Here is a 19,179-nt window from a genome sequence, read left to right as displayed (position 1 = left end):
CATGGCCAGGGCAATCAGCGAATCTGATCCGCGCGCGACCAAGCCGGATTCCGCGGAGAAAGCCGAGCTTGCTTCTGCGGAGAAAGCCGAGCTTGCCGAGGTTGTCGCCAACAACGACGAACAGGTCGAGCCGCCGCCGCCGGAGGTGATCGAGCCTGATCCAGAAATGTCGCCGGAAGAGGCCGAGAAGGCGCGCAAGGATTATCTGCTGACGCGCTTTTGGATCAGCGCGCGCGGCTACTGGGGCCGCAAGGGCGATCGCTTGGCGTGGCTGTTTACGATCGGGCTGTTGGTCCTGATCGTCGGCCATATCGGTTTTCAGTACGGCATCAATGTCTGGAATCGCGCGATCTTCGATGCCATTGAGCAGCGCGATGCCCCGACCGTTTATTACCTCGCCGCCGTGTTCTTTCCGCTCGCGATCGGCAGCGTGCTGCTCGGCGTCGCGCAGGTGTTCGCCCGCATGGGCATTCAACGCCGCTGGCGCGCGTGGTTGACGAACGCGGTGATCTCGCGCTGGCTGGCCAGCGGCCGTTACTATCAGCTCAATCTGGTCGGCGGCGACCATCAAAATCCGGAATATCGCATTGCCGAGGATTTGCGGATCGCGACCGACTCGCCGGTAGATTTCGTCGCAGGCGTCACCTCAGCATTCCTCTCGGCCGCCACCTTCATTGTCGTGCTCTGGACCATCGGCGGCGCGCTGACAGTGACATTGGGCGGCTCGACCATCACCATTCCTGGCTTCCTCGTGATCGCCGCGATCATTTACGCCGCGATCGCCTCGGGCTCGATCACGATGATCGGACGTAGCTTCGTGCAGGTATCGGAGGACAGGAACCAGGCCGAGGCCGAGTATCGCTATGTCCTGACGCGCGTGCGCGAGAACGGCGAGAGCATCGCGCTGCTTGGCGGCGAGCAGGAAGAGCACGACGGCATCGACAGGACCTTTTCAAAAGTGCTGCGGCAATGGGCGCGAATGGCGGGCCAGCATATGCGCACGACGCTGGTGTCGCAGGGATCCGGCCTGATCGCGCCGGTCGTCCCGCTCTTGTTGTGCGCGCCAAAATTCCTCGACGGCAGCATGACGCTCGGGCAGGTGATGCAGGCGGCTTCCGCCTTTACCATCGTGCAAGCCGCGTTCGGCTGGCTGGTCGACAATTATCCGCGGCTGGCCGACTGGAACGCCTGCGCGCGCCGCATCGCCTCGCTGATGATGTCGCTGGACGGGCTCGAGCGCGCCGAGCGGGGCGACGGCATCGGCCGCATCAAGCGCGGCGAGACCAAAGGCGGCGCGATACTGAGCCTCAACGATCTTTCGGTGACGCTCGACGACGGCACCGCAGTTGTCGGCGAGACCGAAGTCGTGATCGAACCAGGCGAGCGATTGCTGGTGGCCGGCGATTCCGGCACCGGCAAGAGTACGCTGGTCCGGGCGCTGTCGGGGCTGTGGCCATGGGGCGGCGGTAGCGTCAATTTTCACCCCGACCGCCGGCTCTTCATGCTGCCGCAAAAGCCCTACATTCCGTCAGGCACTCTGCGGCGTGCCATCACCTATCCAGGTGCTGCCGATGACTGGCTCACTGAGCAAATCTGCGAGGCCCTGCACAAGGTAGGGCTCGATCATCTGAAGGAGAAGATCGAAGAAGAGGGACCTTGGGACCAGACTCTATCGGGCGGCGAAAAACAGCGGCTGGCTTTTGCGCGCCTCCTGCTGCACAACCCCGACATTGTCGTGCTGGACGAGGCGACTTCAGCGCTCGACGAAGAGAGCCAGGACAAGATGATGGAAATGGTGATCAACGAACTGCCCAACGCCACAATCATCAGCGTCGCCCATCGTGCCGAGCTGGAGGCGTTCCATAGTCGGAAGATCGTGCTGGAACGGCGGAAGGGCGGCGCCAAGCTCGTCAGCGACGTTAACCTGATCCCGCGCAAGGACAAGCGGCGCCTGCTCGGCCGCTTGCTGCGCCCCCGCAAGGTCGCGAGAGGGGCGGCGTAGATTTTCTCGGCCATGCTCACTGTCATCGTCCGCCTTGTGCGCAATTGCGCACTGGGGCGGACGATCCAGTATCCCAGAGACGGCAATGATTGACCGAGAGGCCTCGGCGTACTGGATACCTCGCAGGAGCCTGTCATCGGGCGCGCATTCGCGCGACCCGGTGGCGGGGTATGACAGCCAACGGGAACGATCCGCCTAAACCACCCTCAGAGCCTCGTTGGAGTCGCGTGCAAAACCGGGTATGCATGCGCCGCTTCTAGCCGAGGACCCTAGTTTGATACCCGACAACGATCCTTCGCCCGCGCCGTTCGGCGCGTTCGCTCCCAACGCCGCACAGGCTGCGATCATCTCGCTGGCCCACCGCTCGCGGCTGAAGCGTGGGGCGTTTCGGCCGATGCTCTCGCGGCTGGTAAACCTGCTGCGCGGAGGTCCGGTCGATGTGCAATATCAGGGCGCCTCGTTCCGCTTCTACCATCAGGCCAGCGCCACCGAGCGCGGCGCGCTGTTCAATCCGGCCTATAACATCGAGGAGCTGGATTTTTTGCGCGCGCATGTTGCGACGGGCGGCGTGTTCGTGGATGTCGGCGCCAATGTCGGCACCTATGCGCTAGCGCTGGCGCGCCACGTCGGCGCCGGCGGCAAGGTGATTGCGATCGAGCCGCATCCGGTCACTCATGCACGGCTTGCGTTTAATAGCACAGCCTCCGGCTACAGCCAGGTGCGGCTGGTCGCGGCCGCCGCCGGTCCCGCTGACGGCGAACTACTGATCGAAACCGATGGCGACAATCTCGGTGCCAGCCACATCGTATCGGGCGAGGCCTCGGGACGGGCGATCAAGGTGCCGTCGCTGCGGCTGCAGCGCATCCTCGAAGAAGCCGGTGTCTCGCAGGTCGACGCGCTCAAGATCGACGTCGAAGGTTTTGAAGATCGCGTGTTGACCGGCTTCTTCGCTGAAGCGCCGCAGGCATTGTGGCCGCGCGCGGTCGTGATCGAACATCTATCGAAGGGCGAGTGGCAGGCCGACTGCATCGCCGACATGCGCGCGCGCGGCTATGTCGAGACCGGCAGGACCCGCAGCAACACGCTTTTGACGCGAAGCTGAATTTCCCTGGCTCATCCAGTCTCAACCGCGGGAGAGTTTGATGATCGATCATATCGGATTTCCGGTTTCCGACTACGAACGCTCCAAGGCCTTTTATCTGAAGGCGCTGGCGCCGCTCGATTACGCCCTGATCATGGAGGTCAAGCAGGATCGCCCCGGTGAGGAGCCCGCCGCAGGTTTCGGCGCCGATGGCAAGCCCGATTTCTGGATCGGCGGCGAAGGCGGGCTGGACAAGCCGTTGCATGTCGCGATCGTGGCAAAGGACCGCGCCACAGTGGACGCGTTCTACAAGGCCGCCATCGCCGCCGGCGGACGCGATAATGGCGCGCCGGGTATCCGCGCGCATTACCACCCGAACTATTACGGCGCCTTCGTGCTCGATCCCGACGGCCACAACATCGAAGCCGTCTGCCATAGGCCGGCGTAGCGGGTTCCGTTTGATGGGTGCGGGGGGAACCTCGCGCCCGCCTCGCGCGTTGTCGGCCCTGGAGTTGAAAGCTTCAGGAGATGTGATGCCGAACCAACCGCCGGAGATTCCGCCGGCGACACCGGGGCAGCCGACCGAACCGCCGCCGGAGAGTCCTCCGGGCAATCCGCGCCCGGAAGCGCCACCACCATTACGTGAACCAAGCCAGCCGCAACAACCGCAAGAGCTGCCGGGCGAGATGCCGCAGGAGTTACCGACACGCGGGCCGAGCGGCCCCCGCACGCCTAATCCCGCCACCGATCCGGGGGCCGGATGAATGCCTCTCCTGAACGCGCAATGAATGCAACCCATTGCGCTAATGAAATAAATAGCACTCGACCATTTGTAGGCCGCCACAATCCGGCCTAATGATTAGCCGCTCATCGACCAACTGACATGTCAATGAGGGCCCTTCCGTTGCTGTCAGCCTATCTTCGGGGACCAAGGATATCATGACCAAGCTTCGCATCCTGCTGCTCGCCACGACCGCGTTGACGGCGACGCAGTTCGCGACTTCCACATCGCATGCGCAGACCGCTCCGCTTGTCGTGGCGCAAGCCAAGGACAAGGACGAAGGCCCGCCCGGCAGACCGAAGGAGGCGCCGAAGGGTGCCCCAGGCGCTCCACCGCCGGCCGCAGCGCCAAAGGCGCCGGCGCCGCCTGCCCCGCCACCTCCGGCCGCCGCACCCCCGCGTCCGGCAGCGCCTCCGCCGCCGGCTGCCGCGCCGAAGGCACCGCCAGCGCCTCCACCACCTCCAGCGGCTGCACCTGCGCGCCCGACGCCGACGCCACCTCCGCCGGCGGCCGCGCCTGCCGCGCCGAAGCAACCTGCTGCGCCGACTCCGCCACCGCCGCCGCCTGCAGCTCAGAAGGCGACGCCATCGCCATCGCCTGTACCGCCGCCGCCCCCACCAGCTGGCGCCAAGCAGCCGCCGGCCCCTGCCGCCACGCCGGCGCCGCAAGCTGCGCCGACCGCTGCCCCGCCACCCGGCGGAAGCACGACTACGGCGCCACCGCCGCGCCCTGGCGCGCCGACACCTCCTCCGAGCGCGGGCGCACCGACAACCGCGCCGACCGCACCGACGGGACGGCCAGGGGCTCCGACTCCGCCCGCGCCGGGCGCGGCCGCCCCGGCCGCAACCCCCGCGCCGGCGACGAGCCCCGCGCCGAGCGCCGGCGCTCCGACGGCTCCGGCAGGCACAGCCCCCGCGGCGCCAACCGCCGTGCCGGGCACGCCGGCCGCCACGCCGCCGGCTGGCCGGGTTCAGAATGCACCGCCGACCGTCGCACCGGCCTTCCGCCAAGCGCCTCAGGTCACCGCACCGCTGCCGCCGCCACCACCACCCGCGGCGGATAGCCTGCGGCCTGTCGCACCCGGCGCTGCCGTTGCAGGCCCGCAGCGGCTGGACGACTTCCGCGGTCAGCGCCGCGAGACCCAGCAGGGCGGCCGCACCATCATCACCGAACCGGGCCGGATCATCATTCGCGATCCCGGCGGCCAGCAATATGTCCGCCACAGCGAGGTCGACCGCTTCCGCTATGGCGCGCGTGACATCCAGACCCAGACCGTCGGCGGCGAGACCCGCACCGTCGTGATCAGGCCCGATGGCACGCAGGTGATTACGGTGACCGGCCGCGACGGCCAGTTGCTGCGCCGTATCCGCCGCGACGAGCGCGGTCGCGAGATCATCATCATCGACAACAGCTACCGCGATCCGCGCGCCGTAGGCGGCTTCTTCGTTGCGCTGCCGCCGCCGACGGTCCGCATCCCCTACAATCGCTACATCGTCGACGCGCAGGAAGCGGAGCCGGAGGTGATCTACGAGACCCTGATGGCCCCGCCGGTGGACCACATCGAGCGGCGCTACACGCTGGACGAAATCCGCTACAGCCCGACGGTGCGGCAACGCATGCCCAGCATCGACGTCAACACCATCAACTTCGCAACCGGATCGTGGGAGATTCCGCCCGATCAGGCGGCGAAGCTGCAGGTGATCGCCGACGGCATCAACCGCGCTATCCAGCAAAATCCGCGCGTGGTGTTCCTGATCGAGGGCCACACCGACGCGGTCGGCAACGACGTCGACAATCTGTCGCTGTCGGACCGCCGCGCCGAATCCGCGGCCACCTTGCTGACGCAGCAGTTCAACGTGCCCGCGGAAAACCTCACCTCGCAAGGTTATGGCGAGCAGTATCTGAAGGAGCAGGTCGACGGGCCGAGCGCGATCAATCGGCGTGTCACCATCCGCAACATCACGCCGCTGCTCAACGGCGGACAGGCATCGCTGCCGCCGCCCCCGCCCGGCACCGCGCCGCCGCGCTGAAGCGTTTTCAAGCGAAGTGGACACCGGTTCGCGTCAAGAAACGCGTCAAACGAAATCGAGAGTCCGGTTCTGATTGAATCAGGACCGGGCTCTCGGCGATTGCTCATCAACTGAAATGGCCGGGAGCGATCCCGGCCATTTTTTTCATCAGGCGCTGAGGGCGCGCGGCGGCACGCAGGCCTCGCAAATCGCTGCGGCGTGCCGGTGATCGGTGCCACAGCAGCCGCCAAGAATGCGCATCGTGGGAAACGCGCTCCTGAGCGCAACATAACGCCGCCCGAGATCGGCCGGATCACCCGCATCGAGCGTTTCGGATTCGTCGAGTTCGGCATGGCTCTTTGTCGAGGCGTTGGCCCTGATGCCATGGATACGTTCGGTCCAGGCTTCACCCGCCTTCAACGCGTCTTCGAAATGCGTTGGGTGCGCGCAGTTGATCAGGAAGTATTCGGGCGCACCGTCGGTCTCGCGATCCACGGTCTCGATCGCCTCACGCAACGTTTCTCCTTTCACCAGGCGGCCATTGGTTTCCACAGTGAACGAGATGGCCGCCGGAATCCCTTGCGACCGCGCTGCGCGCGCGATGCCGATCGCTTCGTTAACGTTGTTGAGCGTATAGGCGGTGACCATATCGGCGCCGCCCTCAGCGAAGGCCGCGATCTGCGCCCGATGATAATCTTCGGCCTCGGCAGCATCCATGTTGCCCGCCTTGTAGCCGTCGCCGCGCGGACCGATGGCGCCGCTGATCACGCAAGGAGCGCCCGGCCGCTCCCAGCCGGCGCGCAGTTCCTCCAGAAATGCAATCGAACGGACGTTGATCGCTTTCAGCGCGTCTGCGTCGTAGCCGAGCTTGGCGCCCCAGTCCGGATTGGCGCGCCATGTCGGGCTGTCGAGCACGAAGCCCGTGCCATGGTTGCGCGCTACCGACAGATAGGACTCATAATACTGTTTCAGCTTCTGCCGTCCGTCGGCGCTGTCGAGCAGCACGAAGGCGGCAAAGTGCGGCAGATCCACGCCTTCGTGGAAGATCAGCGTGGTTTCCATGCCGCCATCGGTGAGGAAAATGCCGCCGCGGTGCTGCGGCAGGGCGTCTCGATATTTGGCCATTTCAAGATCTCCGCGAATGGGAACTTCGATACGTCTCGCCCGCATCGATTGGGTCCGGCGATGTTGGTGCCTCATAGTGTCGCGGGGGCCTAGGCGGCTCGTGGTGCGGATGAACCAGAAGCCGCAAAGCGATACGAATTCAAATGGTTGGGAATTGAGCGGCAGTGCCGCCGCGCTGCCGCAGGCGGAGAAACCGTACCATGAGTACAGTTATGGAGCCCCGGTTGAGCAAGGGCGAGGCCACACGCGAGCGAATTCTCGAAATCGCGGAGGCGGCCGTTCTCTCCAAGGGATTTGGCGCCACCTCGATCGAGGAAGTGATCGCCGAGGCCGGCCTCACCAAGAGCGGCTTCTTCTACCATTTCAAGGACAAGAATGCGCTCGCGCGCGAGATGCTCCGCCGCTACGTCGCGACCAACGACCAGCTGTTCGACGAAATCTTCGCCCGCGGCCGCGCGCTTTCCGACGATCCGCTGCAGGCCTTTCTGATTTCGCTGAAGCTGCTCGCCGAAACGATGGCCGATCTGCCGAGCGGCCATCCCGGCTGCCTGATCGCCAGCATCTGCTATCAGGAGCGGCTGTTCGATCGCGAAGTGCGCGAACTGACCGCGCAGTCGGTGCGAGACTGGAATGCGCGCTTCCGCACGATTCTCGACGGCATAGCCGCGATCTATCCTCCGAGAGAGCCAGTCGATCTCGACGATGTCGCCGACATGCTGTCCTGCATCGTCGACGGCGCCATCATCATGTCCAAGACGTTGAACGATCCGAAGAAGCTGGAGCGGCAGATCATGCTGTTCCGGAGCTGCATCAAGCTGATGTTTGCGCCCTAACCATCGTAGTGGCCTCGTGCCCCGGACGCAGCGCTGGCGCGCTGCATCGCGTCCGGGACACGAATTCCCGGCAAGCCCTCACCGTCCTACCGCGGCAAGACCGAGCGCCTCCGCCATCACGCGAAAGACTTCGGTATTGTCCATCGAGCCCCGCACCCGTTCGCTGCCGGGGCCCATCGCGGTCAGGATAACGTCCTCGCCGGAATGCACGCTCGCACCAATCATCGCCGGCAGGTTGCCCGGCCGCAGCACCGCGCCGGGGACGTCCTTGTATTTGTCATTGGCCTTGAACGTTCCGGCCTCGTCGCCCTTTACGGTCGGCGCGTTCGGATCGTCGAGCTTGGGGCGGAAGGTCTCGTAGTGGTCCGGAAGGCTGGCCGAGAAGATGGCGAGCCGCCGGCTGACGTCGACGCGCGACGGATAGCCTTCCGCATCGGGCGCCGGATAATTCGGGAAGCCGGCCTTGTCGTAGACGCCGACGCGCTCGCGGAACGGCACGTTCGGCGTCGCGCTCATATCGTCATTGATAGTGCCGACAAGGCTGTTGGGATGGTTGTGGTCAGCCACAACCAGGATCAGGGTGTCGTCGCCGCGCTTGCTCGCCCAGTCCTTGGCGAGGCGAACGGAATTATCCAGCATGATGGTGTCATAGACCGCGCGCTCCATGTCGAGCAGATGCGCGTATTTGTCGATCATTCCGGACTCCACCATCAGGAAGAAGCCGGCCTCGTTCCTTGAAAGCACATTCAAGGCTGCCTCAACCTGTTCGGTCAGGTCGGGCTGCTCGGGGAATTTCTTGACGCCGCCTCCTTTAAGGAATTTGCGGTCGAGCGCGCCATCCATGTTCCCGGCGGCGAATAGACCGAGCAACCGGCGCGTCTCCGGCTTTGCCGCGAGCGCGTTCAGCTCGCCCGCGGTGGTCGCGAAGGGATAGCCGGCCTCACGGAAGCGGGCGATATAATCGACATCATCCTTGCGCTTTCCGGACGCAGCCTTTGGCAGGAAATTGGCGCTGCCGCCGCCGAGCAACACCTCGGGCTTGGCCGCGAAATATTGCTCGACGATCGGATCGTACTCGGCGCGGCGGCGGGTATGGGCCAGCATCGCCGCGGGTGTTGCATCCTCGATCTCGGTGTTGCTGACGATGCCGACAGCCATGTTGAGCCGGCGCTTGACGAGGCTCGCAATGGTTTCGACCTTGGGATCGTCGAGCGGGTCCTTGGTGCGATCCGCGTAGACGCCCATCGCATTGACGGCGCTCTTGTGGCCGGTGGCATAGGCGCTCGCCGAGTTCGCGGAATCGGTGATGATCGAATCGGAGCCGGCGGTCGCCACCAGCGCCATATGTGGCATGTCGTCGATCGCAAGCTTGCCTAGGCTCTTGCCTTCGGCGATGCCCTTGGAAAGCAGCCGTGCCGCCACACGATGGGCGGGCGACATGCCGTCGCCGATGAACAGGATAACGTTCTTCGCCTTGCGCGGGGGCGTGTCGTAGACGGACCATGTCACCTTGCGGCTTCGCGTGCCGTCACCAGCTTCGACGACGACAGGGCCGGGCGCGGTCAGCGCGACATCGCGGAGCATCAGCGCCGACTGATCCTTGCCATCCTCACGCTCGACGAAAGTTCCGGCCCGGCCGAAGGCGGTGGCATAGTCCTGACCGTTGACCGTCACCTTCAGCTTCGCCGGATCGACCTTGTCGGGAAACTCCACCTTGAAGTCGAACTGCGCGCCGGAAAGAATTTCGGCGCGGTCGATGGGATAGATCGTCTGGGCATTGGCTGCTGACGCCGAAAGCAGGAGGCCGAGGGTGATGCTGACAGGCTTGATCATGATGAGGCTCCGTTCGGACACACGGAGCGGGCAGCGTCCGCGGCTGCTCCGCAATTCAGGCGAGCAAATCTATCTGTCTCGGATGACGAGTCCATAACGGGCTCGGAGCATCGTAGGATGGGTGGAGCGAAGCGATACCCATCATTTCTCCGCGGATGGATTGATGGGTTTCGCTGCGCTCTACCCCTACGCGCTGCCTCGCGTCCGGGACAGGAGCCTCTCAGCCCTTGTCGCTTTCGAGCTTGAAGATCTCCGAGCCTTCGCTGCCGGACAGCAAGCCCGTATCCGAATAGAGCTTCAGCTTGGCGCGGGTGTCGGCAATGTCGAGATTGCGCATGGTGAGCTGGCCGATGCGGTCGGCCGGCATGAATGCGGCGTCCTCGACCTTCTCCATGCTGAGCCGCTCCGGCTGATAGGTCAGGTTCGGGCTCTCGGTATTCAGGATCGAGTAGTCGTTGCCGCGGCGCAGTTCGAGCGTCACCTCGCCGGTGACGGCGCGGGCCACCCAGCGCTGCGCGGTTTCACGCAGCATTAGCGCCTGGGAATCGAACCAGCGCCCCTGGTAGAGCAGCCGGCCGAGGCGCATGCCGCTGATGCGGTACTGCTCGATGGTGTCTTCGTTGTGGATGCCGGTGACCAAGCGCTCATAGGCGATGTGCAACAGCGCCATGCCAGGCGCTTCATAAATGCCGCGGCTCTTCGCCTCGATGATCCGGTTCTCGATCTGGTCGCTCATGCCAAGGCCATGCCGGCCGCCGATAGCGTTGGCTTCGAGGAACAGCGCAACCGGATCGGCAAACGTTTGCCCGTCCAGCGCAACAGGCTGGCCTTCCTCGAAACGCACCACGACCTGTTCGGCCTTGACCGCGCAGTCGTCGCGCCAGAACGGCACGCCCATGATTGGATTGACGATCTTGATGCCGCTGTCGAGGCGTTCGAGATCCTTGGCCTCATGCGTTGCGCCGAGGATGTTGCTGTCGGTCGAGTACGCCTTTTCGGCGCTCATCTTGTACGCGAAACCGTTGGCGGTCATAAACGCCGACATCTCTGCGCGACCACCGAGCTCGTCGATGAAGAGCTGGTCGAGCCAGGGCTTGTAGATCCGCAGGCTCGGATTGGTCAAAAGGCCGTAGCGATAGAATCGCTCGATGTCGTTGCCCTTGTAGGTGGAGCCATCGCCCCAGATGTTGACGCCATCCTCCTTCATGGCCGCTACCAGCATCGTGCCGGTTACGGCGCGGCCGAGCGGTGTCGTGTTGAAATACGCGATGCCCCCGGTCGAGACGTGGAAGGCGCCTGACTGGATTGCGGCGATGCCTTCGTGGACGAGCTGCGTGCGGCAGTCCACCAGGCGGGCTTTCTCGGCGCCGAATTCCATCGCCTTGCGTGGGATCTCGTCGTAGTCGGTCTCGTCGGGCTGGCCGAGATTGGCGGTATAGGCAAAGACGCGCGCGCCCTTCTGCTTCATCCAGAGCAGCGCCGCGCTGGTATCGAGACCGCCCGAGAAAGCGATGCCGACTTTTTCCCCCTTGGGCAGGCTTTTCAGAATCGTACTCATAGGGCTTCCAATCGGTCGAAATGGGCGGATGCCGGTTGCGGCTTGACGGCGCGAATAACAAATTTCGTAGCTGTGGGCACGTGTTTAATGGCGCCTCGCGGCCGGGATCGAATTACGCCGCCGCACGTCGACGCCAGCGCCGCCACAGGCGGTAGCCGGGCCGGCCCCAGCGCGCCAGTCCGGCCTCGATCTGCGCATCCGTCAGCCGGGTCGACGGCCAGCGGTAGATCCAGGCATAGGCCAGCCAGATCACGAAGAAGCTGACGAGGCCAGCCGCGGCGACGTCGGTAAAGAAATGCCCGCCGAACGCCATCCGCAGCCCGCTGGTGGCGGCCCCGAACACGGTCGCCGCCACATAGGCGAGAGGCCGCCAGGCCGGCGGCGTCAGGGCTGCGGGGGCATAGGTCCAGAACGCAGTGGCGCCCTCGCCCGAGAAAAACGAGCAGTTGCGCCCGCATTCGCCGCGCGGATCCCACCACGGCACGAATTTCCAGGGACCTTTGAACTCCGTCACCACGACGGGCCGCGGCCGGCCCCAATAGCTCTTGAAGGTGAGGTTGGTCAGCACAACCGCAGAGAGCAGGATCGTGACCAGCAGAAACACCGCCGCGCGTCCGGGCATCAGCATCGGCCTGTCCGGCCGCAACAGCTTTGCGACAATCGCGAACAGCGCCGGCAATGCCAGCGCCCAGGCGATCCACATCGCGGCATCGCGCGCGAAAGCATAAAGCCCGTTCTGTTTCGATGGAAACGAGGCAGTTGCGGGATCGTAGAACAATGCCGCGAGCTTCAGATCGAGCTCGGGGTAGATCCCGAACAGCAGTCCGATGACGAGCGATAGGCCCAACGCGATGACAAGTCCGGTCCGATTCATGGCGCGGGGTTTAGCCGAGGCGGTCGAGGATGAAAAGGCTCACGCAAACTTACCTTCTCCCTCGTGGAAGAAGGGAAGAAACAGGAAAGGTCACGACAGTGGGCGGGACTGCGACGGTAATGGCGGTGGCGGCCGCAAAGGTGGCGGCGGCTCACGCCAGGCGCCGGCGGTGCGTCCGGCGATCAGCCAGTAGACGAGGCCCGCAACAATGCCGGCCCCGGTCATGATTTCGAGATGGCGGCGGATGATGCCGTCGAACTGCAGCGTCTCGGTATCGAACGGAACAAGCCCGAGATAGCAGGCGGCGCCGACGATCCCGCCGCCGATCGCATAGGCCAGCACGCTTCGGATATAGAAGGCTTCGGTGATCAAGACCACGACCAGAGCCGGCAGCAGCGCAAAGCCGGAGAGGAAGATGAAGCCGAAGCCGAGTATGACGTTGATCGCGCTCTGATCGATCATGCCGCTATCGAGGTCGCTGATTTCAGGATACAGCACCGCGCCGACCACGATCATCCCCGCCACGAAGCAGGCGGCGAGGAACGCGAACAGGATGACGAACATGCGGCCGATGAGCGCCATGGTCGCCACACTGTCACTGCGGGGAGCGAAGCGACGAAGCCATCGATCTATCCCCGTGTTGAGGCATGGATTGCTTCGCTTCACTCGCAATGACGAACTGCATGCAGTGCGCCTTCACTCAATCCGTCATCGCCATGGCGCGGAGCGCCTGGCGCTCACGCGCGGACAGTTTTTCGGTCTCCGACTTCAACTGGCCGCAGGCAGCGAGGATGTCGCGGCCGCGCGGCGTGCGCACCGGCGAGGAATAGCCGGCGTTGAAGATATATTCGGAGAACTTTTCGATCTGCTCCCAATCCGAGCATTCGTAAGCCGTGCCCGGCCACGGATTGAACGGGATCAGATTGATCTTGGCTGGGATGCCCTTGAGCAGCTTCACCAGCAACTTGGCATCCTCAAGGGAATCATTGACGCCCTTGAGCATCACGTATTCGAAGGTGATGCGGCGCGCGTTCGACGAGCCCGGATAGTCGCGGCAGGCCTGCAGCAGTTCGGCAATCGGATATTTCCGGTTCAGCGGCACCAGTTCGTTGCGGAGCTCATCGCGCACCGCATGCAGCGAGATCGCCAGCATGACGCCGATCTCCTCGCCGGTGCGGATGATGTTCGGCACCACACCCGAGGTCGACAGCGTGATGCGCCGTCGGGAAATGCCGATGCCTTCATTGTCGGCAACGATCAGCAAGGCATCGCGCACCGCATCGAAATTGTAGAGCGGCTCGCCCATGCCCATCATGACGATGTTGGTGACGAGCCGGCCGCCGCTCGGCGTTTCCCGATCCGCCCAATCGTTGAGGCGGTCGCGCGCTACCATGATCTGGCCGACGATCTCGCCGGCGGTGAGATTGCGCACCAGCCGCTGCGTGCCGGTGTGGCAGAACGAGCAGTTCAGCGTGCAGCCGACCTGCGAGGAAACACAGAGCGTGCCGCGATCGGTTTCGGGAATGTAGACGCACTCGACCTCATGCGCCTTCTGGAACGCGTCGCCACTCGGCAGTCGCAGCAGCCATTTGCGGGTGCCGTCGCTAGAAATCTGCTCGGCCACCACTTCGGGGCGATCGACGGTAAAATGCTGCTCCAGCTCGGCGCGCATGTCCTTGGAGACGCTCGTCATCTCGGCAAAGCTCTTGGCGCCGCGAAAATACATCCAGTGCCAGAGCTGCTGCGTGCGCATCTTGCGCTGCGCCGGTGGAACGCCGATCTCGCCGAGCCGGTCGGCGATTTCGGCGCGCGACAGGCCGATCAGCCAGGGCTTTGCTGGCGGCACGTAGGTTTCGAGCGGAACCTTCTCAAGCGGCGCCACGGAAGATGAAAGCGTCATTAACTCACACGAGACGGTTGAAGCGGAGCGTAGGGTGGGCAAAGCCACCGGGTCGCGCGAATATGCGCCCGATGATGAACTCCGCCGTGCCCACCACAAACATTAATGGTGGGCACGGCGCTTCGCGCCTTTGCCCACCCTACGAGTTACACTCAAATATGTCTTCCAGGGGCCGCAAACAACGCCATTCTGCGCTCAAAAGCGCCCTAGCGCTTGCAATCCTGTGCCAGCCGGTCGAGCGCCTGGGACAGCCCCTTCAGCGAAAAGACGTCCGTGGTCTCGGTGCCCTTGGCGGAGACGCCCTTGACCACGACCTCGGCGGATTTGCGCATGGCGTTGACCATCTGCTCTTCCTCCGCCGCGTTCTTGATCCAGAGCCCGTCGCCCTGGGTGTACATGGCGTATGAGGCGCCACCGACCTCGAGCGAGGATTCGGAGCCGGGCTTCAGCGCGTAGCCGATCATGATCGAAACTTCGTTGAAAACCTTCTCTGCCGGACGCGTCGAGACGAACGCGTAGGCGGGATCACGCGGACGATTCGGCGGATTGGTTTTCGATGACGATGGCTTCGCCAGCGCGAAGCACACCTTCTTGCCATTCGGTGTTGCCGTATAGGCACCCCAGGTGCCGTACTGACCGATCAAGGTTGGCTCGGCGCCCGCGGCAGCAGCCGGTGCCGGGTTCTTTGCCGCCGGCGCAGGTGCAGGTGCAGGTGCCGCCTTGCCTGAGTCCTTGGCACCCTTCGAAGCAGGGCTTTGTGTTTGCGCGAGGGCTGTGGTCCCGCACAACGCCGAAATCGCAACCAGAAATGCCAGTATTCGCAACACGGACAACTGGTTCCCTCATCATTGTGACTGGAAGATGGCCCGAGGGCGCGTCGCGCCGCCGGGGATGGATAGCCGGGAAATCGTTTTTTGGGAAGGCAGTTACAGCGATGTCACCGTCGTGGCGACGCTTCGTCCCAGGTCCCCGCCAGCGAATCAAGACATGCTTGGGTTTCACCCCTTGGACCGGCGCTCGCGCTGTCTCTGCCACTGCGCATCGGTCCATTGCAAGAGATCCTCGGCGCCGGAACTGCGCAAGTGAGCGCCGCCATCCTGCACTACCATCTCGCCATTGATGTAGCCGGCCTGGTCGGAGATCAGAAAGCTTGCCAGGTTGGCAAGCTCGCCATGTTCGCCGGCGCGGCCGAGCGGATTGCGCTCCGCCCAGCTTTCATCGCGACCCTCGGGACGGAGCTGGCCCGATGCGCCAGGCGTCGGAAACGCGCCGGGCGCGATCGCGACCGTACGCACGCCCTTGGGTCCCCACTCCACGGCGAGGCTCTTGGTCATCGCTAGCACCGCGGACTTCGCCATCGCAGATGGCACCGTGAAGGCGCGGCCGGTGATCGTCGAGGTCGAGAGAATGCTCAACACCACGCCCGTGCGCTTGCCGTCGATCCAGCGCGCACCCGCGGCGAGCGTGCAATACATGGTCCCGTGCAGGGTCGGCGCCAGGATCGCATCTGCCGCGCGAAACGACAGCCGTTCGGTCTGTGCGATGAAGGTCGCGGCAGCATTGTTGACCAGCACGTCGATCGGCGCCTCGCGCCAGATCTCGTCCATCATAGCATCGACCGCGGCGCCATCTCGGATATCGCAACCGATCACGTTAACCTTGCCGCCGAGCTCTCCGCGCAGCCGCGCGGCCGTCGCCTCCAGCACCTCTAACCGGCGGCCGCAGATCAATAGCTCGGCGCCGAGCTCGACGAAGCGATGTCCCATCGCGGCGCCGAGCCCCGAGCCGCCGCCGGTGATCAAGATCCGCTTACCCGCGAGCAAGTCCTTTTCAAACATCGTTTGAATCCCCTTGAGCCACCATGAGGTCATGCATCGGAATCGGATTGTAGCCCGGCTTCAAATCCGGCATGAAGCTGTCAGTCATCCGTGTCGGTCCGAAAATCAGGTGCGTCATGAAAGCCATTCTCTGCTCGCAATATTGTCAACCCGACGATCTCGTGCTCGCGGATGTGCCCGATCCGTTGGCCGAGCCCGGACAGGCCGTGATCGCGATCAAGGCCGCGGCGCTGAATTTCTTCGACATCCTGATGATCCAGGGCAAGTACCAGATCAAGCCGCCGTTCCCGTTCTCGCCGGCCGCCGAGGTTGCCGGCGTGATCGAAAGCGTCGGCGCCGGCGTCACCGATCTCAAGGTCGGCGATCGCGTGGTGGCGTCCTGCGGCCATAACGGCGCGCGGGAAAAGATCGCGCTTCCCGCAAGCTCCATCGTGAAAATTCCTGACAATCTGGATTTCGATCGCGCCGCCGGCATCATCATCATCTACGGCACGGCGCTGCATGCGCTGGAAGATCGCGCCAGCCCGAAGCCGGGTGAGACGCTCGCGGTGCTGGGCGCGGCCGGCGGCACCGGACTTGCGGCGTGCGAACTCGGCAAGCTGATGGGCTTGAAGGTGATCGCCTGCGCGTCATCGGATGAGAAGCTCGAATTCGCCAAGGCGCACGGCGCCGAGCTGACGCTGAACTACAGCAAGGAAGACCTGAAAGAGGGTCTGCGCCGGCTCACGGGCGGCAAGGGCGTCGACATCATCTTCGATCCGGTCGGCGGCACCTACGCCGAAGCCGCGTTGCGCTCGATCGCCTGGGAAGGCCGCTTCCTGGTGATCGGCTTTGCGGCAGGCGACATTCCGAAGATGCCGCTCAATCTCGCACTTCTTAAGGGTTGCGATATCCGCGGCGTGTTCTGGGGCGCGTGGACCAGGGTCAATCCGGAGAAGAACCGTGCCAACCTGGAAAAGCTCGTCAAATGGACCGCGGAAGGCAAGATCTCCTCGCATGTCGACCGCACCTTCCCGCTGGCGCAAACTGCCGAAGCGCTGAAAGTGCTCGCCGGCCGCAAGGCGATGGGCAAGGTGATCCTGCACCCCTAGGCGGGGATACCGGATCGCTCTGCCGAACTATCGACCGCCGACCGCGACGGTAACGACGCCGGGAACGCGAGGCGCCCGTCATCGATGGGCGGGCGCAGCAAGGCCGCACCGAAAGGCTGATTGGTGACGGCGCACATCTTAAGAGGTCGACCGGCTCAGCCCTTGATCACGAGCCAGTATAGTCGGCCGTTGCGGTTGGGATCGCTGCCGTCGCTCGTCGAGAACACGAACCCTTGATCGGTCCAATGCGCGAAATGTCCGCGACCGATCCTGCTGATGTTCTCGAACGTGCTGTGCGCCGGCCCGAGCGGATGATGACCCTCGTAGATGATGATCGGCGAGCGGCGGTCGCCCGCGTTCGCGGGATCCTCGGCAAAGGCCATCAGCGAGTTGCCCTCGCTGGGTGCGCTCGGAAGGTACCGGAAAGCCGCGCCGCCCAGCGGTTCGAACGGCGGCCGCATCTGAACCGCGACCTGCCCTTTTGGCACGGGACTGACGTAACTTCGTTCGAGCCACAGGGCGATCGAGAAATAGAGCGCAACCGCGGCAAGGGCTGCGCCATATTTCGCCGATTTGCCGAGCTTCAACATGCCTGTCGAATATCATCTTCAGGTTGCAGTTTCAAGCCGATGCCCGATCTAGCTTCCCCGCCGTTCTTGAACTAGGTCGAGCTTTCGCCTGTGGGTCGTCGTAGTCTGAGAAGCGCATCTGCATTGATCCGGATCGTAAGATGCGCACCAACACTAAGTCGGCTCGACGACGAAGGGATGAACGACCGGGCCTGCGGAACGTTGCAGTCGCGAACGATTCCATGCTGCAGTCGAGGATGATGAGTTTCGTCCGTTGAGGGGTGAAAAGCCCGTGCGGCGCGGCCGGCGAGGCCCAGTTTTTATCTCACCAAGATATTTTGCCGGTAACAATGCGTGTTCTGAGAGCGCCCGATGCCGCTTGTCTGCCTTAATCATACCAAAAAATATCCTAATTCGCGCCCCCCGCCGTCGTTTTTTGAACCCATTCCGTGTGCGATTTTACGGGCCAGTAGAGGGGGCGCCTGTACGTCAACAAGAGCAAGAAGCAAGTGCAGGGGACGCCCGTCGGTTGCGTCAGGTAGTGGGGAGCATCACCATGGTGGAGAATACCAGGCCCGTTCAGGCAAGAGATCCGTTTGACCGGTTTGATGAAGCCATCAGCGATCCTCGGTTGTATGAGGCCGATCAATCCAGGTACGAGCAGCTCCGTTACGAGCAACCCCGGCTTGAGCATTCCCGCTACGAGCAGGCTCAATACGACCAGCCCTTTGCCCTGTCGTTCGATCGAAGGGATGCATCGTTCGAGCGTACAGAAGTGCTTCCCGAGGAGCTGCCGCCTCACGAGCAGGTGCCGCTTTTCCTCTCCAACTACGAAGAGGAATCCCATCAGCAGCTCTCCGAGTATCAGTTCGGCAGCGGAAGGTTCGGTAGCGGCGGACTGAAGAAGGCGCGCGCCGGCCGCATCATCACCGGCGTCGCGGTGGTATCGGCGATCGCGGGCGTTCTCGCTCTGTTTTCCATCGATTCGACACGCGCCGTGATCTTCAACGCCTCGCTTGGCGGTAGCGGCGGTGGTGGCAGCGCCCCGCCGGCCGCCCAGCTCGCTGCGGCAGTGCCGGAGCCTGCGCCGCAGCCGCGCGTTGCCGCGCCGCCGGTTGCCGCCGAACCGACGGGAGCCGAGCTCGCTGCTGCTCGCCGTACCTCGCCCAATACCAGCGCATTGGCCTCGGCCTCGCCGACGCGGGACGAAATTGCCGCCGCCTATCAGAGCGCGCTGAAAGGTAAGGTCGCGGTTCCCGAGCCCGTGGCTCGCGAAGCGTCCCGCGAAGTCGTCGCTGCGATTGCGCCGCCGGCCCCGATTGCTGCGGCTGCACCGGCGGTTCGTGAGCCCGCTCCGGCCCCGCGTGAGGCGGCGCCGGCACGCCGCATCGATCCAGACGAACTGGCGGCGCTACTCAAGCGGGCGAAGAACCTGCTCTCGATCGGCGACATCACCTCCGCCCGGCTGCTGCTCGAACGCGCAGCGGACGCGCAGGAGCCTGAGGCCGCGCTGATGCTAGCGGGAACCTATGATCCGCAGGTGCTGGGCAGCCAGGATCTGCGGAGCGTCACACCTGATCCTGCGGCGGCAAAGATTTGGTACCAGAAGGCAGCCCAGCTCGGTTCGGCCGATGCGAAACGACGGCTGGGCCAATTGCAGAACTAGTTAATTACTCAAGACCAGC

Annotated in this window: 18 protein-coding genes; 8 read left to right on the top strand and 10 right to left on the bottom strand. The window is 64.1% G+C overall.

Features of this window, described 5'->3' with window-relative positions; all coding sequences use genetic code 11:
• Position 1: 1 nt before the first annotated feature.
• The 5 genes from J6524_RS28355 (at position 2) to J6524_RS28335 (ending at position 5,894) form a co-directional block, all read left to right on the top strand.
• Complete coding sequence (locus J6524_RS28355; RefSeq protein WP_225676765.1) at positions 2 to 2,002, top strand: ABC transporter ATP-binding protein/permease; 2,001 nt, start codon at positions 2 to 4, stop codon at positions 2,000 to 2,002.
• Between the two features lie 274 nt (positions 2,003 to 2,276).
• Positions 2,277 to 3,104, top strand: coding sequence for an FkbM family methyltransferase (locus J6524_RS28350; protein ID WP_225676764.1), 828 nt, complete (start codon positions 2,277 to 2,279; stop codon positions 3,102 to 3,104).
• 40 nt (positions 3,105 to 3,144) lie between these two features.
• Positions 3,145 to 3,531 carry a VOC family protein gene (locus tag J6524_RS28345; RefSeq protein ID WP_225676762.1) on the top strand — a complete coding sequence of 129 codons (387 nt, stop codon included), beginning with the start codon at positions 3,145 to 3,147 and terminating at the stop codon, positions 3,529 to 3,531.
• Positions 3,532 to 3,616: 85 nt separating this feature from the next.
• On the top strand, positions 3,617 to 3,847 hold the full coding sequence (locus tag J6524_RS28340; RefSeq protein ID WP_225676760.1) for a hypothetical protein: 231 nt from the start codon (positions 3,617 to 3,619) through the stop codon (positions 3,845 to 3,847).
• Positions 3,848 to 4,022: 175 nt separating this feature from the next.
• Positions 4,023 to 5,894, top strand: a complete 1,872-nt coding sequence (locus J6524_RS28335; protein ID WP_225676758.1) for an OmpA family protein — start codon at positions 4,023 to 4,025, stop codon at positions 5,892 to 5,894.
• 147 nt (positions 5,895 to 6,041) lie between these two features.
• On the opposite strand, the gene J6524_RS28330 is transcribed toward J6524_RS28335, so the two are convergent.
• Positions 6,042 to 6,998: a homocysteine S-methyltransferase family protein gene (locus J6524_RS28330; RefSeq protein WP_225676756.1), complete on the bottom strand. Its 957-nt coding sequence runs from the start codon at positions 6,996 to 6,998 to the stop codon at positions 6,042 to 6,044.
• A 224-nt stretch (positions 6,999 to 7,222) separates the two neighbouring features.
• On the opposite strand from J6524_RS28330, the gene J6524_RS28325 reads away from it, so the two are divergent.
• The gene (locus J6524_RS28325; protein WP_225676995.1) at positions 7,223 to 7,831 is read left to right on the top strand and encodes a TetR/AcrR family transcriptional regulator; all 609 of its coding nucleotides are present in this window, start codon (positions 7,223 to 7,225) and stop codon (positions 7,829 to 7,831) included.
• A gap of 78 nt (positions 7,832 to 7,909) precedes the next feature.
• On the opposite strand, the gene J6524_RS28320 is transcribed toward J6524_RS28325, so the two are convergent.
• The 8 genes from J6524_RS28320 to J6524_RS37465 form a co-directional block, all read right to left on the bottom strand.
• Positions 7,910 to 9,664, bottom strand: a complete 1,755-nt coding sequence (locus J6524_RS28320; RefSeq protein WP_225676754.1) for an alkaline phosphatase — start codon at positions 9,662 to 9,664, stop codon at positions 7,910 to 7,912.
• A 220-nt stretch (positions 9,665 to 9,884) separates the two neighbouring features.
• Positions 9,885 to 11,222, bottom strand: a complete 1,338-nt coding sequence (gene argG, locus J6524_RS28315) for an argininosuccinate synthase (RefSeq protein ID WP_225676753.1) — start codon at positions 11,220 to 11,222, stop codon at positions 9,885 to 9,887.
• A gap of 112 nt (positions 11,223 to 11,334) precedes the next feature.
• Entirely contained in the window at positions 11,335 to 12,096 is a 762-nt protein-coding gene (locus J6524_RS28310) for a phosphatase PAP2 family protein (RefSeq protein ID WP_225676751.1), read from the bottom strand.
• 90 nt (positions 12,097 to 12,186) lie between these two features.
• Positions 12,187 to 12,678 (bottom strand): hypothetical protein, encoded by a 492-nt coding sequence (locus J6524_RS28305; protein ID WP_225676749.1) that lies wholly within the window; start codon positions 12,676 to 12,678, stop codon positions 12,187 to 12,189.
• A gap of 118 nt (positions 12,679 to 12,796) precedes the next feature.
• On the bottom strand, positions 12,797 to 13,996 hold the full coding sequence (gene rlmN, locus J6524_RS28300) for a dual-specificity RNA methyltransferase RlmN (protein WP_225676746.1): 1,200 nt from the start codon (positions 13,994 to 13,996) through the stop codon (positions 12,797 to 12,799).
• A gap of 206 nt (positions 13,997 to 14,202) precedes the next feature.
• Positions 14,203 to 14,829, bottom strand: coding sequence for an invasion associated locus B family protein (locus tag J6524_RS28295; protein ID WP_225676744.1), 627 nt, complete (start codon positions 14,827 to 14,829; stop codon positions 14,203 to 14,205).
• A 165-nt stretch (positions 14,830 to 14,994) separates the two neighbouring features.
• Positions 14,995 to 15,834, bottom strand: coding sequence for an SDR family oxidoreductase (locus J6524_RS28290; RefSeq protein ID WP_225676742.1), 840 nt, complete (start codon positions 15,832 to 15,834; stop codon positions 14,995 to 14,997).
• Positions 15,827 to 15,952, bottom strand: a complete 126-nt coding sequence (locus tag J6524_RS37465; RefSeq protein ID WP_283843357.1) for a hypothetical protein — start codon at positions 15,950 to 15,952, stop codon at positions 15,827 to 15,829. The genes J6524_RS28290 and J6524_RS37465 overlap by 8 nt, the downstream gene beginning before the upstream one ends.
• Here J6524_RS37465 and J6524_RS28285 point away from each other — a divergent pair.
• A complete protein-coding gene (locus J6524_RS28285; protein WP_225676741.1) occupies positions 15,951 to 16,925 on the top strand; it encodes an NADPH:quinone oxidoreductase family protein in 975 nt (324 codons plus the stop codon). The two genes, J6524_RS37465 and J6524_RS28285, sit on opposite strands and share 2 nt — an antisense overlap.
• Positions 16,926 to 17,080: 155 nt before the next feature.
• Here J6524_RS28285 and J6524_RS28280 read toward each other — a convergent pair whose 3' ends face one another.
• A complete protein-coding gene (locus J6524_RS28280) occupies positions 17,081 to 17,515 on the bottom strand; it encodes a hypothetical protein (RefSeq protein WP_225676739.1) in 435 nt (144 codons plus the stop codon).
• A 535-nt stretch (positions 17,516 to 18,050) separates the two neighbouring features.
• Here J6524_RS28280 and J6524_RS28275 point away from each other — a divergent pair.
• Positions 18,051 to 19,160, top strand: coding sequence for an SEL1-like repeat protein (locus J6524_RS28275; protein ID WP_225676737.1), 1,110 nt, complete (start codon positions 18,051 to 18,053; stop codon positions 19,158 to 19,160).
• The last annotated feature ends 19 nt before the right edge of the window (positions 19,161 to 19,179 follow it).

The organism is Bradyrhizobium hereditatis (assembly GCF_020329435.1).
Classification (GTDB): Bacteria; Pseudomonadota; Alphaproteobacteria; order Rhizobiales; family Xanthobacteraceae; genus Bradyrhizobium; species Bradyrhizobium hereditatis.
The sequence above is the reverse complement of the archived record's forward strand: the minus strand, read 5'-3'. Positions and strand labels throughout refer to the sequence as shown.

Bases quoted from the DNA above. Each gene is read 5' to 3' on its own strand.
- J6524_RS28355 (WP_225676765.1), top strand. From the start codon at position 2: ATGGCCAGGGCAATCAGCGAATCTGATCCGCGCGCGACCAAGCCGGAT.
- J6524_RS28310 (WP_225676751.1), bottom strand. From the start codon at position 12,096: ATGAATCGGACCGGACTTGTCATCGCGTTGGGCCTATCGCTCGTCATC.
- argG (WP_225676753.1), bottom strand. From the start codon at position 11,222: ATGAGTACGATTCTGAAAAGCCTGCCCAAGGGGGAAAAAGTCGGCATC.
- J6524_RS28280 (WP_225676739.1), bottom strand. From the start codon at position 17,515: ATGTTGAAGCTCGGCAAATCGGCGAAATATGGCGCAGCCCTTGCCGCG.
- J6524_RS28330 (WP_225676756.1), bottom strand. From the start codon at position 6,998: ATGGCCAAATATCGAGACGCCCTGCCGCAGCACCGCGGCGGCATTTTC.
- J6524_RS28285 (WP_225676741.1), top strand. From the start codon at position 15,951: ATGAAAGCCATTCTCTGCTCGCAATATTGTCAACCCGACGATCTCGTG.
- J6524_RS28345 (WP_225676762.1), top strand. From the start codon at position 3,145: ATGATCGATCATATCGGATTTCCGGTTTCCGACTACGAACGCTCCAAG.
- J6524_RS28340 (WP_225676760.1), top strand. From the start codon at position 3,617: ATGCCGAACCAACCGCCGGAGATTCCGCCGGCGACACCGGGGCAGCCG.
- J6524_RS37465 (WP_283843357.1), bottom strand. From the start codon at position 15,952: ATGACGCACCTGATTTTCGGACCGACACGGATGACTGACAGCTTCATG.
- J6524_RS28320 (WP_225676754.1), bottom strand. From the start codon at position 9,664: ATGATCAAGCCTGTCAGCATCACCCTCGGCCTCCTGCTTTCGGCGTCA.
- rlmN (WP_225676746.1), bottom strand. From the start codon at position 13,996: ATGACGCTTTCATCTTCCGTGGCGCCGCTTGAGAAGGTTCCGCTCGAA.
- J6524_RS28335 (WP_225676758.1), top strand. From the start codon at position 4,023: ATGACCAAGCTTCGCATCCTGCTGCTCGCCACGACCGCGTTGACGGCG.
- J6524_RS28290 (WP_225676742.1), bottom strand. From the start codon at position 15,834: ATGTTTGAAAAGGACTTGCTCGCGGGTAAGCGGATCTTGATCACCGGC.
- J6524_RS28275 (WP_225676737.1), top strand. From the start codon at position 18,051: ATGGTGGAGAATACCAGGCCCGTTCAGGCAAGAGATCCGTTTGACCGG.
- J6524_RS28305 (WP_225676749.1), bottom strand. From the start codon at position 12,678: ATGGCGCTCATCGGCCGCATGTTCGTCATCCTGTTCGCGTTCCTCGCC.